Origin of the sequence: Runella sp. SP2, from assembly GCF_003711225.1 — a bacterium.
In the GTDB taxonomy this organism is placed as follows: domain Bacteria; phylum Bacteroidota; class Bacteroidia; order Cytophagales; family Spirosomataceae; genus Runella.
Window position 1 is genome coordinate 1,234,280 of record NZ_CP031030.1, and the last position, 16,469, is coordinate 1,250,748.

Sequence of the window (16,469 nt, forward strand, 5' to 3'; positions counted from 1 at the left end):
TTGCGTGTGATAACGTTGGCTAAATTACAAAAAAAATTGATTTAGTAATATAGTTATTTGAATTTGAAAGTTAGAAATACTTGATGTTGAGTATTATTTATGTAAAAATATAAATGTAGGTACATCTATTTCTTTAAATAGTTATACACTATTAGGCATAAATTAAGATTTTTTTGCTAAAAATGCTAAAAAACCATTCAATCAATTACTGGATATTGAGTATTGTTACTCCTTCTTTTTAAGTTGAATTTTGACGAATAAAACATAATCAGTCTATGATTTATGTTTTATTAGGTAATTAATCATCATCTTTTCACCATTTACTATTTTACCCTCTATGGAAAAATACTACGTAAAGGTTAGGCAACAAAGCGTGCTTTATTTGTCTCTTCTTCTATTTCTACTTACTACAACCTCCCTTCTAGCGGCAGATTTATATGTCTCTCCGTCAGGAAATGATGGAAACTCAGGTAGTATCGGTTTTCCAAAATTAACAATTCAAGCGGCAATTAATGCGGCGAGTGCTGGAGATGTAATTAATGTTAGTGCAGGCACTTACAATGAGTCATTGGTAGTTGACAAGTCGTTGACGTTACAAGGAGTAAGTACGGATAAGAGTTTACAGATTTTGGATGGGACAGGTTTGGGGACGAAAAGTGGAATCGTTCTTAACAACGGTGTTACAAATGTGACTATCAAGAACTTCACGATACAGAAGTTTACGGGTGGGAGTGGTAACTCTCATGGGGGTATTTATGGCATTGGGGGTAATAATAACATAACGGTGACGAATGTAGCGTTGTTGGACAATAGCAATGCTTCAGGGTTTTATGCAAATGGTCCAATTTCGGATGTGTCAATTACGAACTCAGTGGTGAACAATAGTGGCCCAGGAGCCCGAGGTATAGTGATATGGAATGGCTTCAAGCAGAACATTACAATCTCTAACAACCAGTTGACGAACAACAATTGTTGTGGAATAGAGTTGCAGGACGGGACGGCATCGAATGTGACGATTAATAACAACACGATAGATATATCAGGTGGTGATAACGGTATTGGTGTGAGTGGTTTATCAAATCAAACGGGTCCAAATACGATTAACAATAATACGATTACAGGGGGTGGCCGTTATGGGATAGAGATTAAGAATCCCGCAGGCGGAGTGACTGTATCAGGGAACAATGTTACATTGACTATTCAAAACAGTAATTTGAGTGACCGAGCGGGGATAGCAGTTTTTCGGCGGGGTAAGCAGGCGTCGAATGTGGATGTACCTAATGGTGTTACTGTTACGGGTAATACAGTGACGGGCTATCAGCAAAGCAGTACGAGTGAAGGATTTGGGATTGTGATAGAAGGGACGAATCATGTAGTAACGGGAAATACATTGACTAACAATGAGGTGGGAATATTGCAACAACAGAACCCATCGAATTACCCTAATGATGCGGATCAATCAAACCTATCGGATCAATTTTTTGGGCGTGGAAATTCACCGATTACGTGTGGTAACACGATAAGTGGTAACAATTTTAGTGGTAACACGACTGATAGTCGCAATGTTGGAGGAATTGGAGCGGGTTTGGTAACGAACACGAATACGAACGAATATTTTTGTAGTATTCAGCCAGCGATCAATGATGCTGACACCCAAGATGGTCATACTATTACGGTAGCCGCAGGGACGTATAGCGAACAAGTGGTTGTGAATAAGTCGCTTATTATCAAAGGAGTAGGGGCGGCCAAGCCTGTTATTAATTTTACGGGCTCAGCAACGGGGAAGCCATCATTATTTGATGTTTCTAAACCTAATGTCACGATTGAAAATTTTGACATGAAGGTAGATTTAACGAAGTTATCGAGTGCCATTATTGCAAGTGGAGTCAATATTTCTGGTATTACGGTCAAAGACAATAACATTTTAGCTACAGGTTCATCCGCAGCAGCTTCGGTAGGGTCTTATACTGACCGCAATGCAGTTAGTATTAATTATGGTGGTACTACCAATTACAGAATAGCGTCAGGAGGAGTTAATACAATTGCATTTACAGGCAATACCATTGGTGGAGAAACGGATGCTTTTACTGTAGCGCGATATTTTCGTTCAGGCGTTTCTGTAGATGAAGGTGGAGGTACTTTCTCAGGTAATACTCTTCAAACGATTAACCACGATGTGTTGGTTAGATTTGGCAGCAATGGAGCTATTAGCATTACTAACAATAACTTAAACGGTGGAGGGGTAGAACTTTCAGACCAAAATGCTGCTGCGGGCCCTGTAACCGTTACATCTAATGCGTTCAATGCTACTTTCGCAAATACTTCAGCGCCTGGCGCAGCTGTACTGCGCATAAAAAATAATTACAATGGAATCGCACATACTGTTTCTTCTAACACTTTTACCAATTACAATTGGGCGGCGTCGGTAGAAAACATGAACAATGTTACCTTCAATGGAAATACATTTACAGGGCTCAACGCGAATTCTCGTTCTTTGGTTTTCAACACCAAATCAATTAGCGGCAACTCGAATGCAATCACCCAAGTTGCCGTTGGCATGACGGCTACAAATAACACCTTCAACGGGCAAGGAACGGCGCTTTTGTTTTTAAACCATGACAGTGATAATGATTCTTATGGAACTTTCACGCTTGGAACAGTAGGTAATGAGAATACTTTTGCCTCATCACTCGCTACGTTTGTATCGCTTGATGGGCAGTCTGGGTCAACCAATGGGTCAACTTTTCCGACCTACCCTAGTACTGGGCAGTGGCCTACAACGATGGAGTGTTGGGGTCAAAATTTGAATATTGTCAACAATAAATTTGACATTGGTTCAGGGTTACAATTGCCTTTGTCGATGAATTTAGCACAAAGGAATACCCTTGAAGGTAAATTAGATCACAAACCTGATGTTTCGTGCAAAGGGACGCTTCAATTCTTTTTGCCTGTTCATAATTTAACGCAAAATACCTACTTCTCAACGATACAAGCAGCAATAACGGCAGCATCATCAGGAGACGTTATTGAGTGTAGCGAGGCCACTTACAACGAATCATTGGTAGTTGACAAGTCGTTGACGTTACAAGGAGTAAGTACGGATAAGAGTTTACAGATTTTGGATGGGACAGGTTTGGGGACGAAAAGTGGAATCGTTCTTAACAATGGTGTTACAAATGTGACTATTAAGAACTTCACGATACAGAAGTTTACTGGTGGGAGTGGGAATTCTCATGGGGGTATTTATGGCATTGGGGGCAACAATAACGTAACGGTGACGAATGTAGCGTTGTTGGATAATAGCAATGCTTCAGGGTTTTATGCAAATGGTCCAATTTCGGATGTGTCAATTACGAACTCAGTGGTGAACAATAGTGGCCCAGGAGCCCGAGGTATAGTGATATGGAATGGCTTCAAGCAGAACATTACAATCTCTAACAACCAGTTGACGAACAACAATTGTTGTGGAATAGAGTTACAGGACGGGACGGCATCGAATGTGACGATTAATAACAACACGATAGATATATCAGGTGGTGATAACGGCATTGGTGTGAGTGGTTTATCAAATCAAACGGGTCCAAATACGATTAACAATAATACGATTACAGGAGGAGGTCGTTATGGGATAGAGATTAAGAATCCCGCAGGCGGAGTGACTGTATCAGGGAACAATGTTACATTGACTATTCAAAACAGTAATTTGAGTGACCGAGCGGGGATAGCAGTTTTTCGGCGGGGTAAGCAGGCGTCGAATGTGGATGTACCTAATGGTGTTACTGTTACGGGTAATACAGTGACGGGCTATCAGCAAAGCAGTACGAGTGAAGGATTTGGGATTGTGATAGAAGGGACGAATCATGTAGTAACGGGAAATACATTGACTAACAATGAGGTGGGAATATTGCAACAACAGAACCCATCGAATTACCCTAATGATGCGGATCAATCAAACCTATCGGATCAATTTTTTGGGCGTGGAAATTCACCGATTACGTGTGGTAACACGATAAGTGGTAACAATTTTAGTGGTAACACGACTGATAGTCGCAATGTTGGAGGAATTGGAGCGGGTTTGGTAACGAACACGAATACGAACGAATATTTTTGTAGTATTCAGCCAGCGATCAATGATGCTGACACCCAAGATGGTCATACTATTACGGTAGCCGCAGGGACGTATAATGAGAACCTAGACGTCACTAAAGCGTTAACCATCAGTGGGCCAAATAAATTGATTTCTCCTAATACTGGAAGTCGAGTAACAGAAGCTATCATTACAGGTGGGTTGAATGTAGATAACGCAGCCAGCAAAACGATAGTAATTGAGGGCTTCCAATTCCAAGGCGTTACAAGTCCATTAAACTATAATGGAAATACGGGAAATACTGTTGTGCTTGATATTACATTCCGTAAGAATTTAATAAATTCTAATTCTGGTCAATTAGCTGTTTTTACGGGTTCAGGCACAAACACCGCAAATGCCACCATTCAAGATAACCGTTTTTTGAGTATGAGCAGCAATGCCTTGCAATTAAATGCAGGCAACGGAGGGGTAACGACAGCACAAATAACCGATAATACCATTAATGGGACAGTGAATGCGGGTATGAACTTGGCTCTTACCAATAGCTTGATTAATGGTAATACAATTAGTAATACAGTCCAACAAGGTATTCAGATTGCAGATGCCTCTGGAAATGTAACAATATCAAATAATGTAATTACCAATGCAAATACAGGTACAGATGCGAATCGGGGTGGAATCAGGGTACGTGGAACTTCGTTTACAGGCCCTGTAAATATAACTAATAACATTATATCGGGTTCTACCAATGGTATCAGTGTTCCAACTGGGGAGAATATTACAGGGAAAGCGATTTTTGTGACCAATAATAACCTTTCTGGAAATACGTTTGGGATTAAAAACTCAGGTACAGGATTACTTAGTGCTACCTGTAACTGGTATGGTGGTACGGGAGCGACTGTTTCGCCACTCATTTCTGGAAGTGTTACTTTTGAGCCCTTTTTGACTAGTGGTACTGACAATAACGCTGGCGCTATCGGATTTCAGCCAGTGCCTAATAGTTGTACAGGATGTTCAGGAGGAGGTTCGGTAACCAACACAAATACAGGAGAAAGCTTCTGTAGTATTCAGGCGGCCATTGATGATGCAGACACTCAAAACGGTCACACGATTACAGTGGGAGCAGGGACTTATAAAGAGGACGTTAGTGTTACTAAACAATTAACGATTAACGGAGCAGGTATTGATGTTTCTATCGTTGAAGGCCCGATAGGTGGAGGAGGAGCAACCTTTCAGATTGCCGCGAATGGTGTTATCATTAATGGTTTTACCATTACTCGCGCAGGTAATAATACGACTGATTGGAACAATGGGGGCTTGAATACAGCGGGAGTAGCTGTACAAGGACAGACAAGCAAGGTCGAATTGAAGAACTCAAAGCTTGTAGGCAACCGTAACGCCCTCGATGTAAACAATAGTAATGGCAATAACATTCACAATAACATCATTACGAACAATCGCACAGGGGTAATATTCCGCAACCAAACAGATAATACGCTATTTACCGAAAATGAGGTGACAGATAACTGGACGGTTGGAATACTATTTTTGGATGCAAGTGGCGGTTCAAACAGCCCAGTTCAAACTGCTCTAAATAGTACTTTTAGCCAAAATAAAATCACAGGAAACTGGTACGGAGGTGTAGTTGACCGCCAAACAGGGGGGAGTTTGCCAGCAGCAGGAAGTAATCTAAAGGGTTTTAACTGTAACTGGTACGGGACAACTTCGCCAGTAATTTCGACAGCCAACAGCTCAGAGCCGACGTATGCAGATTTGATTCCTGTTGCATTTGGTGGAAGTGCCACAAAGCCTGCGAACGCACCTGACATTGCGGGGACAGCATCAGCCAATATTCAATATGCACCGTTCTTATCAACAGGTACGGACAACGACGGAGTTACTGTAGGTTTTCAGCCAGTTCCTGGTAGTTGCGTACCATGCGTAGGTACTGCCACAATTGGTTCTGCTACTACGATTTGTGAAGGGGGCAATGCGACTATAACCGTCACAGGAACGCCAAACACGAGTGTTACTTATAGTATCAATGGTAGCGGAAGCTATACGTTAGCATTGAACGGGGCTGGAACGGGTAGTTTCAATACTGGAGCACTTTCGAGTACAACTACCTATACACTGGTAAGTGGTACAAATGGTAGCTGTACGTCAGCCCTAACTGGTTCGGTGGTAATTACGGTTAACTTGAACCATTCTATTGCATTGTCATCGGCAGTTGGAACTGACGCGCAGGCTTCATGTATTGGAACGGCAATTGTCCCAATCACGTACACGTTGGGAGGGGCTGCGTCTGGAGCATCCGTTACTGGCTTACCTACGGGGGTTACTTATGCGGTAAATGGGAATGTTCTTACAATCAGTGGAATACCAACTGCAAGTGGTGTATTTTCTTATAACATCGTTACGACAGGGCCTTGTGTTACAACAAGTACTACTGGAACAATAACAATTAATGTGAAACCACAAATTAAAATTGTTGCGATTGGAACAGAGTTTGTAGAAGGCAACAATGCAACGTTGTGCGATACAGACGGGAACTCTTCTAACAACACTCTGGCATCGACCATCACTACTAATTGCTTGTCAGGACCTGTACTTTGGCGTACCAAAATAGGCGCTGGAGCTTGGTCAGATTGGACTGCAACTGCGCCATCGTCACAGCCAAGTGATAATACAGAATACCAGTACCAAGCTTCATGTAATGCGTGTCCATCGACTATTACCAACGCGATTTCGATTAAAATCAATTATCGTGCATCAATACCGCAAAATGTGTCAATGGTAGCTGACGGAACAACTATCCCAGCGGGGCAGTCGGCAACATTGTGTGATCAGGATGGTAATGCGTTGGTATTTAATGCGACTTGTGGAGCAGGTGAGGTGTTACTTTATTCGGTTGATGGAGGAGATTATTCAACAACAATTCCTTCTCAGATTGTCGATGGAAACTTCCATAATTACCGCGTTCGTTGCCGTAAATCTGACGGAACACCTTCGTGTATTGAAACTGAGTCGGCGGTTATGACATTAAAGTTGACAACCATAAGCATTACGCCTACGGTTTCTATTACTCCGCTTAACAGTTGCACAACCTCAGCGACGTTTACAGGAAGCACAACTTGCGGTAGTTTCACGACATTGTGGTACAATGCTGAAACCAATCAAGCGTTGCCAAATTTACCAACGACGCCACCGACAACCACTACGTCGTACTATGCTCGTTGTCGAAATGCTGAGGGTTGTTTGAGTACGCCTAGCAACACCGTTACTTACACAGTGCTACCTGTGAACGTAGCGCCCATCGTGACCGCAAGTGCAGAATCAGTATGTACAGGAACTTCGGTTACGCTTACTACAAATTGCCCAGCTGGCGCGAGTGTTTTGTGGAATACGTCCGCAACAGATGCCGTGTTGACGGTGGCATTCAACAACGCAATTACGCAATCCTACTCCGCGCAGTGTATTTTTGGTAATGGATGCCAAACGCCATTTAGTGAGCCTAAAAGTATCCTTTGGAAGTCTTTTGATATAACGCTAATCAACATTGGCCAAAGCCAATCGGCGGTTAAAGCGGCTAATGATAAATCGTTGTGGAGTAGTCAATTTATTACTAAGGATGGTGGTCCAGACTTGGATTTCAGTACCCAAGGTAATCCAACGATTTATTTTACGGAAAACTTAAATAAAACGGCTCCGCGTTATTGGACGATTCATGCCGATGCTTGTGCTTTGGGGACAAATGGTTCGTTGACGTTTGATATGAGAGCAACGCCTGAAACAGGTGTAGTGCGTTCGTTCAATACGCACGAAAACAATGCTCCTTATTTTATGTACGCAAACCGCGAAGGCTGGACAGAGTTATATGCGCCCAACCACCCTGCTTATGGCTTCTATCAACTGAATGAACAGGGTCAAAATATCTATGACGAAGGTTTGCCAAAAGGATTATACAAGCTTAGTGTTCGTTACTGGGATATGAAGGGTTGGGGAAGTATTTATCCAGCTACACGTCAAGCGCAGGGTAATGTGTTAGCCTACCAAGAGTTTTGGTTCCGTATTGTTTCAAAAGATGGACCAGGTCAAGGTGCTGCTCGGTCAGCGATGAGCGGTCAGCAGTTAGCAGACGGTGATTTGTCATCAAATTCTACTTCTTTCGCGCAAGTAATGCCAAACCCAGTGACGAAAGTGATGCGTTTGGGTATTCAAGGTGCCAAAGGGCAAAATGTGAAGGCTGAACTGGTCGATGTAGCGGGTCGCTCAATGTTAGAGCGTAAATTTGTGCCAGAAACGCAATCTCATCAAGAAGAGTTTGAGGTTGAAAAGTTGGTAGAAGGTATCTATTTCTTACGCGTAACCACCCCAGATAAGCAAGCAACGCTCAAAGTGGTGAAGTTCTAGTTGAATAAATAGAATCTATAAACGAAAAACCCCTGCTGAGGCAGGGGTTTTTCGTTTGTAAATAATTGATGTACTATAACAACGTGCTTGGACATATATAATCTGAAATGGGGACTTTAGCTGTTGACTTTATGGCCGCAAATCCACCTACTACGTCCACAAAATTATCCCAACCTCTGGATTTTAAAATTGATGCTGCCAGCATACTGCGGTATCCGCCTGCACAATGCAGAACAAATGGTTTGTCTTTCGGAAATTCGGCTAAATGTTGGTTGATGGTATTTAATGGAATATTGATAACGCCCTCCACGTGTTCCGAATCAAATTCACTCTTTTTGCGCACATCAATCACAATCGGCTGTTGCGTTGTGAACTGTTCTGCAAACTCTTCAGCGGTGATTCTATCGATGGTTTCGATGTCTTTGTTGGCAGATTTCCAAGCGTTAAAGCCACCTTTGAGATATCCCAATGTGTTGTCATACCCTACCCGAGAAAGACGAATGATGGACTCCTCCTCGCGGCCTTCGTCGGTCACTAGCAAAATCTCTTGTGTTACGCCAGGAATCATTTCACCGACCCATTGGGCAAAACTACCGTCGATGCCAATGTTGATACTGTTTGGAATAAATCCTTTGGCAAAGTCGGTTGCGTTGCGGGTATCGAGCACTAATGCTTGGGTTTCATTGGCTGCCGTCTCAAATTCTTCGGCCGAAAGCGGACGGTTTCCGCGGTCCATGATTGTATCCAAGCTTTCATACCCTTTGATGTTCATCAAAACGTTTTGGGGAAAATAGCCTGGAGGCGTTGTCAATCCTGTCAACAATGACGTGATAAATTCTTCTTTTGACATGTCAGGGCGAAGGGCATAATTAAACTTCTTCTGGTTGCCGAGGGTATCGATGGTCTCTTTACTCATCATTTTACCACAGGCACTACCTGCTCCGTGGTTGGGATAAACGATGAGGTCGTCGCTGAGGGGCATGATTTTGTTGCGTAACGAGTCGAAAAGATAACCAGCTAGTTTTTCTTCTGTCAAAGCCGCAATGACGTGTTGTGCCAAATCAGGCCGACCAACGTCACCTATAAATAAGGTGTCTCCCGTAATTAGACCGTGCTCCTTGCCATTTTCGTCGATAAGCAGATAAGTTGTGCTTTCCATGGTATGTCCAGGCGTATGAATGACCTTCACGGTGCAGTCACCAACCTGAAAAAGTTGATTATCTTCGGCAACAGTAGCTTCGTAGGCAGGTTTGGCAGTGGGACCAAATACAATGGTTGCTCCCGTTTTGTTCATCAAATCCAAGTGACCACTGACAAAATCGGCGTGGAAGTGGGTTTCAAAAACGTATTTGATTTTTGCCTTGTCTTTGGCCGCGCGGTCGATGTACGGCTGTACTTCGCGGAGGGGGTCAAAAATGGCAGCTTCGCCGTTGCTTTCTAAATAATAGGCCGCGTGGGCGATACATCCCGTGTAAATTTGCTCGATTTTCATGTTGGGAAATGTGTTTTTATGTTGTGAATTGTTGGGACAAAAGTAAGTGGTTACGCCACGGCCTTTTGTAACATCTCTCACACACAAAAACTGATTGTCGTCAGCTTTTGCCATTGTCATTGACAAGCGTTGAGCGCCCAAAAAGCCTTTGCAGAATGCTTTTACAATTCGTATTTTTGTAAAATATTCGTTTATAGCTCTACATGAATTTTCCCTCCAAACTGATCGAAGAAGCCGTTAGTGAAGTAGCCAAATTGCCTGGTATCGGAAAAAAAAGCGCGCTTCGTATTGTGTTACACATGCTCAAACGGCCAGAAAAAGATGTTCAAAGCTTGGCGACTGCTTTGGTGGCAGTGCGGACAAAAACACAGTACTGCAAACAGTGTCACAATATTTCGGATGATGAGCTCTGTGGGGTATGCCTCAGTACCAAACGCGACCGTAGTATTTTGTGCGTCGTACAAGACAGTCGTGACGTGTTGGCCATTGAAAATACGGGGCAATTTAATGGGTTATATCATGTACTAGGCGGGATAATTTCACCCTTAGAAGGGATAAGCCCGAGCGATTTGAACATAGAAAGTCTGCTTTCGCGCCTACAAAGTAATACCGAGGTCAAAGAAATTATTTTGGCCCTTAGCCCCACCATGGAGGGCGACACTACGTCGTTTTATTTGCAGAAAAAATTGAAGCCTTTTGGCGTAAAAACCTCAACCATAGCACGTGGCATCCCTATTGGGGGGGATTTGGAGTATGCCGACGAAATCACCCTCGGGCGCAGTATCGTAAGCCGTATTAACTACGATTAAGAAATACTTAAAAGTCTGTTTCTAAAATTTAGGTTTTTGTCAGTAGAATCTTGGATTTGGTCGCTTATTTGGCAGTATTTATTCTTAGTTGAATTGCCAAAGTACCCGATGAAAAATTTTGCTCAGTACACCGTTGAGGATTTTGCAGCAGAACCACTTTTTATAAAGTGGGTGCAGCAACCTGACGATATGGAATTGAGTAATTTTTGGCAAGTTTGGCTCAATAATCATCCTTACAAATCAGATGAAGTGGAAGAAGCACGGGCATTGGTAGGCCAATTGTCGGATGCTTACATGGGTATGTCTGCCCAAGAGGTGCGTGGGCTTTGGAAGCGTGTGATTGAGACTGTAAACACCATTCCCGAAATTGACCCCCTCGATCAAGAAGTCAAACCATTGGCTTCTGCGCTTTATTTTATTCGCTGGTTTATTGCCCTAGTGGTAGGGGTTGCTCTCCTTGGTTTAATTATCTGGAAAATTTCTTAGAAAAAAATTACATCGGCAAAAAAAGCCGATTGGTGTACTCAAACAACTTGTTGATATTAAAATAGTACAAAAATTTAGTCGATTGTTCAAAGTAAAAATAAAGGTAATATGCCTGAAAAAATGGAATAAAACTAACTTTGAGTTTGAAAAATACCATTTTGGCAACGTTCCCGATAACGTTTGCGTAGAATAATCTGGATAAAATATTGTCTGTTTTGAAGAGTAATCTTAAACTCGAATGTGTTTCAAACCTATTAGTAAATACAAAAACCCAAAATAATTCTATCTCATTTAAAATCACCTTGACGAATCATGAGGAAAATTTCTATCTTGTGTAGTGTGTGGGCGGCGGCTGTGGTGCTTAGTGCATCAGGGGCAGAGGCCAAAACCCCGCCAACAAATGGCAGTGGCGTGAGAGTAACTGCAACAGTGAATGCAGATAAGACGGTGACAGGTAAGGTAGTATCTTCTGAAGATAATACCGCGATTCCTGGTGTAAGCATTGTCGTAAAAGGTACTACAACTGGGACTAATACTGACGCTGACGGTAATTTTAAGCTGACGGTAAAAGACAACAGCGCCGTGTTGGTTTTTTCGGCCGTTGGTTTTGAAAAGCAAGAAATAACTGTTGGAAACCGTACAACGATTAATGTGACGTTTGTGGTTGACCAAAAATCACTGACAGAGGTAGTCGTTGTGGGTTATGGTACGCAAAAGAAAAGCCAAATGACTGGGGCTATTTCGCAAGTAACGGCCAAGCAAATTACAGAAATGCCTTTAACCAACTTGGGGCAAGCTTTACAAGGCCGTGCCGCTGGTGTTGACGTTTCACAATCAGGTTCTAAACCAGGCGCCGCACCAAGAATCCTCATTCGTGGTCGTCGGTCATTTAATGCAGGAAACGATCCTTTGTATGTGGTTGACGGAATACCACTTTCGGCAGGTTATGAGGATGTGAACCCTAACGACATCCAGTCTATAGAAGTGTTGAAAGATGCCACTGCCACTGCTATTTATGGAGCAAGGGGTGCAAACGGAGTTGTTCTTGTAACCACAAAAAGAGGTGGAACTAAAGGAAAAACAACGGTTACGCTTGATACTTACGCAGGTGCTTCTAAGGCATATAGTAAATTGGAACTATTCTCTGGAGAGGAGTTTGCTGAATACGTACGTGAAGCATATAGAGCTACGGGCCTATACCGAGACGCCGCAGGAAATCCTGTTCCAACTGGCGTTGCTGACGCAGCGGCAGATGCCAAAGTAGCCGTTTTAGGAGGTGATCCTAACGTTGCAGCTGGTATTGCAGCTGGTAGAAATACCCAGTATCAAGATTTGATTCTTCGAACTGGAATGATGCAAAACCATACCATTGGTATTCAAGGTGGAAATGACAGAACATCATTTTATATCTCGGGCGGATTTTTCCAAGATAAGGGTATTACAAAACTCTTAGATTTTACCCGTAACTCACTTCGTGCAAACATTGACCACCAGGTAAATAAAAGGCTAAAGGTGGGTATATCGAGTTACATGATGTATTCGATTAGAAATGGTGAAAACTTGAACCCTTACGGAAACACCTTAAATGCAAACCCACTTGGGGCTCCTTACAATGCCGATGGCTCTTTGATATTCGAGCCAACAAACGATGCCTTGTTATCTAATCCGCTTTCGGAGGTTGTAGATGGTGTTAATATTGACAACACGAAACGGTACAGAATTTTTAATTCTATCTATGCCGAAGTAAAAGTAATTGATGGCTTAACATACCGTTTAAACTTAGGACCTGACTTTACGATATCACGTTGGGGGCGTTTTATTGGTTCAGAAACAAATGCCCGTCGTCGTGGGGATGCCCAAGCATTTAACGAAAATCGTTTTGGGTTTAACTTCACCATGGAAAACATCGTGAACTACAACAAAACCGTCGGAAAGCATACCTTTAACGTAACTGCTGTACAATCTATCCAAAAGGATAATTTTGAAAGATACAGAAGTGAAGTTCAAGGAATACCTGCTCAGGCACAGTCGTTTTATAGCCTAAACTCTGCAACGACCGTGTTTACACCTCAATCTTCCCTTACAGAATGGACGATTTCTTCTTTAATGGGGCGGGTAAACTACTCATTTGATGACAAGTACTTGTTAACAGCAACAATACGCCGTGATGGTTCAAGCCGTTTTGGTGAGAATACAAAATATGGTAACTTCCCAGGGGTTGCTGTAGGGTGGAATATCAGCAACGAAACATTCATGAAAGGTATTTCATGGGTGGATTTGTTGAAACTTCGTGCAGGTTGGGGACAAGTGGGGAACCAAGGGGTAGCACCCTACCAAACGCAAGGGACTCTTCAACGTACCACTTATGCTTTTGGAGCAACAGGTGCATTTGGATTTAGACCAGGTACCATTAGTAACCCCAATTTGAGATGGGAGTCCACCTCAACTGCTAACGTCGGTTTAGACTTCTCTGTTTTCCGTGGTCGTGTACAAGGCTCATTGGAGTTTTATCAGACAAACACCAAAAGCCTTCTCTTAAATGATTTCTTGCCTGGTTCGGTTGGGTTTAACTTCTTTAGTAACAACGTGGGACATACCAGAAACTCAGGAATTGAATTTGGAGTTACTACGATAAACGTTAACTCAAAAAGTGGCTTTAAGTGGACAACAGACTTCCAATTTACTCGTAACAGAGAGGAAATCGTTGAATTGTACAATGGTAAAGTAGATGATTTAGGTAACAGATGGTTTATTGGTTATCCATTAAATACGTATTTTGACTTTAAGAAAGCAGGTATTTGGCAAACAAACGAGGCTGATTTGGCTAAATCGTATGGCTCTGAGGTTGGACAAATCAAAGTACAGGATACAAACAATGATGGTAGAATTACGGCAGATGACAGGGTACTTATTGGAAATGACGTACCAAAATGGTCGGGTGGTCTTACCAATCGCTTTGAATTCAAAGGATTTGACTTGAGCTTCTTCTTGTTTGGTCGTTTTGGTAACACCATTTTGTCTGGTTTCCACAGAAACCAATTGCAACTTGCGGGTCGTTATCAGCAGATTAAGGTTGACTACTGGACACCAAATAATCCTACCAATGAGTTCCCACGTCCAAAAAGTAATCAAGAGTTTCCAGTGTATAATTCAACGCTCTTTTACTATGATGGAACTTTCATTAAGCTAAGAAACATCAACTTTGGATATACATTTAGCAGTGCGATTGCTAAGAAAATTGGGGCAGAGTCGGTGCGTTTGTATGCATCAATACAACAACCTAAAATTTGGTCTTCTTACTTAACCAAGTACAACGGGGTAGATCCAGAGGCGGCTATTACTGGTTCGCCAACGGGTACAACGGAGGTAAACAGTGGAGTTACTCCTTCTACGACAGTAACTACGTTTGGTTTGAATGTTAAATTCTAAAAAGCATTAATCATCATGAACATAAATAAATTAAAAATATTCGCATTGGGTAGTATGCTACTCGTCAGTACTTCTTGCCAAGATTTACTAAAAGAAGAGCTGGTTTCAAACATCGGTAATGATTACATAAACACCGCTAAAGGATTTGAAGATGCCACAAAAGCGGCTTATTCGTCACTCAGGACGTTTTATGGTACGCAATTAGGTTTGACATTCACGGAGTATGGAACTGATATCTACGCTACGGGTGCCGATGGTGGATATAAAGGTTTTCATTTCTACGATACCCAAATCCAACCAACTGTAGATTATTTGGCTATCTTGTGGGATGAAATGTACAGAGGTATAAATACTTGCAATGCAATAATCGGTAGAGCGCCGACCGTAACAGGTGTTTCGGATGCGACCAAAAAATTGAGAATTGCTGAGGCTAAGTTTCTGAGAGCTCACTATTACTATATTTTACATGAGCAGTTTGGGCCGCTTGATTTGAGATTAACGGAGACTTTAGCGCCTAGCAAAGAGTCCAAACGCAATAGCTCAGCGGAAGTGTATGCCCAAATCATCAAAGACTGTAATGAAGCCATCGCCGATTTAGAGAACAAGGCACACTCAAATGATTATGGTAGAGCTACCAAAGCCTCGGCCGAAGCACTTTTAGCTAAGGTATATTTAGCCAAAGCTTACGGCCCAAATAAAGCTGCGGATGATTTCCAAAAAGCCGCTGATTTGTGTACTGGCCTTATTACAAAGTACGGTTTTAAACTTTTGGATGATTTTGCAGCTGTACATGACGAAAACAACCAACAAAATTCGGAAGTGGTTTTCGCCGTACAATATACTGCAGACCAAACCACGAACGTCACTAACGTGGGTGGAGAAGGTGGTGGTGGTAATAACCTTCACTTGTTCTTTGGTATGCAGTATGATACTCAAGCGGGTATGGTAAGGGATGTTTTAAACGGTCGCCCTTTTAAAAGATTGAGACCAACCAATTTCTGCTTGAATACGATTTTTGGGGAAAGAGTAAATGATTCTCGTTACAAAAAAACCTTTAAAGATACTTGGTTGTGTAACAGCCCAGGCTCTTTTAATACCTCTTTCGACAACTCAAAGGCGCGGGTTACTTTTGCTGCGGGTGATACGACAATCTTCATTCCTGGTTTTGAAATGAGTGTAGCAGAAAGAGCCAAAAGAAAATATCAAGTGTTGGTGCCAAGTAGATATGATGAGGCGCTCTTCCCAACATTGCAGAAATTTTTTGATACCAAACGTGCCGATAGAACTGAGCCACGCGGATCAAGAGATTATTTTGTATGGAGATTAGCCGATATTTATTTGATGCGTGCTGAGGCGTTGTTCCAGTTAAACAAAAAAGCGGACGCAGTTGCTGATATAAATGTAGTAAGACAAAGAGCAGGCTGGCCAGGTAAAAAAGACGCCATGAAAATCACAGAGGCGGAATTGACCTTTGATTTCATTGTAGATGAGCGTGCTCGTGAATTGGCAGGAGAGCAGATGCGTTGGCTAGATTTGAAACGTTGGGGGCTTTTGGTTGACCGAGTTAAAAAGCATAATCCACAAGCTCAAGCAGTGGCCGAAAAGCACTATTTACGCCCGATTCCTCAAACACAGATTGACCGCAGTGCAAAAAATGCAGAAGGTGTTTCTGTATTCCAGCAAAATCCAGGGTATTAATAATTCAATCAACCCCCACCAAGAAAAAAGAGGCGCAATTTGCGCCTCTTTTGCT

6 protein-coding genes are annotated in these 16,469 nt (G+C 42.4%); 5 read left to right on the forward strand and 1 reads right to left on the reverse strand.

Translation table 11 applies throughout. The annotated features are described in order from the left end of the window. The first annotated feature begins 337 nt into the window (after positions 1-337). On the forward strand, positions 338-8,500 hold the full coding sequence (locus tag DTQ70_RS05195) for a right-handed parallel beta-helix repeat-containing protein (protein ID WP_122929824.1): 8,163 nt from the start codon (positions 338-340) through the stop codon (positions 8,498-8,500). A gap of 73 nt (positions 8,501-8,573) precedes the next feature. Here the strand turns inward: DTQ70_RS05195 and DTQ70_RS05200 are convergent, their stop codons facing one another. Beyond that, positions 8,574-9,992 (reverse strand): rhodanese-like domain-containing protein, encoded by a 1,419-nt coding sequence (locus DTQ70_RS05200; protein ID WP_122934277.1) that lies wholly within the window; start codon positions 9,990-9,992, stop codon positions 8,574-8,576. A 203-nt stretch (positions 9,993-10,195) separates the two neighbouring features. On the opposite strand from DTQ70_RS05200, the gene recR reads away from it, so the two are divergent. The 4 genes from recR (at position 10,196) to DTQ70_RS05220 (ending at position 16,414) form a co-directional block, all read left to right on the forward strand. Then, positions 10,196-10,801: a recombination mediator RecR gene (gene recR / locus DTQ70_RS05205; RefSeq protein WP_028522309.1), complete on the forward strand. Its 606-nt coding sequence runs from the start codon at positions 10,196-10,198 to the stop codon at positions 10,799-10,801. A gap of 108 nt (positions 10,802-10,909) precedes the next feature. Then, positions 10,910-11,287, forward strand: a complete 378-nt coding sequence (locus DTQ70_RS05210) for a hypothetical protein (protein WP_028522310.1) — start codon at positions 10,910-10,912, stop codon at positions 11,285-11,287. 312 nt (positions 11,288-11,599) lie between these two features. Continuing rightward, positions 11,600-14,716, forward strand: a complete 3,117-nt coding sequence (locus DTQ70_RS05215) for a TonB-dependent receptor (RefSeq protein ID WP_122929825.1) — start codon at positions 11,600-11,602, stop codon at positions 14,714-14,716. Positions 14,717-14,731: 15 nt separating this feature from the next. Continuing rightward, positions 14,732-16,414, forward strand: a complete 1,683-nt coding sequence (locus DTQ70_RS05220) for a RagB/SusD family nutrient uptake outer membrane protein (protein ID WP_206019634.1) — start codon at positions 14,732-14,734, stop codon at positions 16,412-16,414. Positions 16,415-16,469 lie beyond the last annotated feature (55 nt).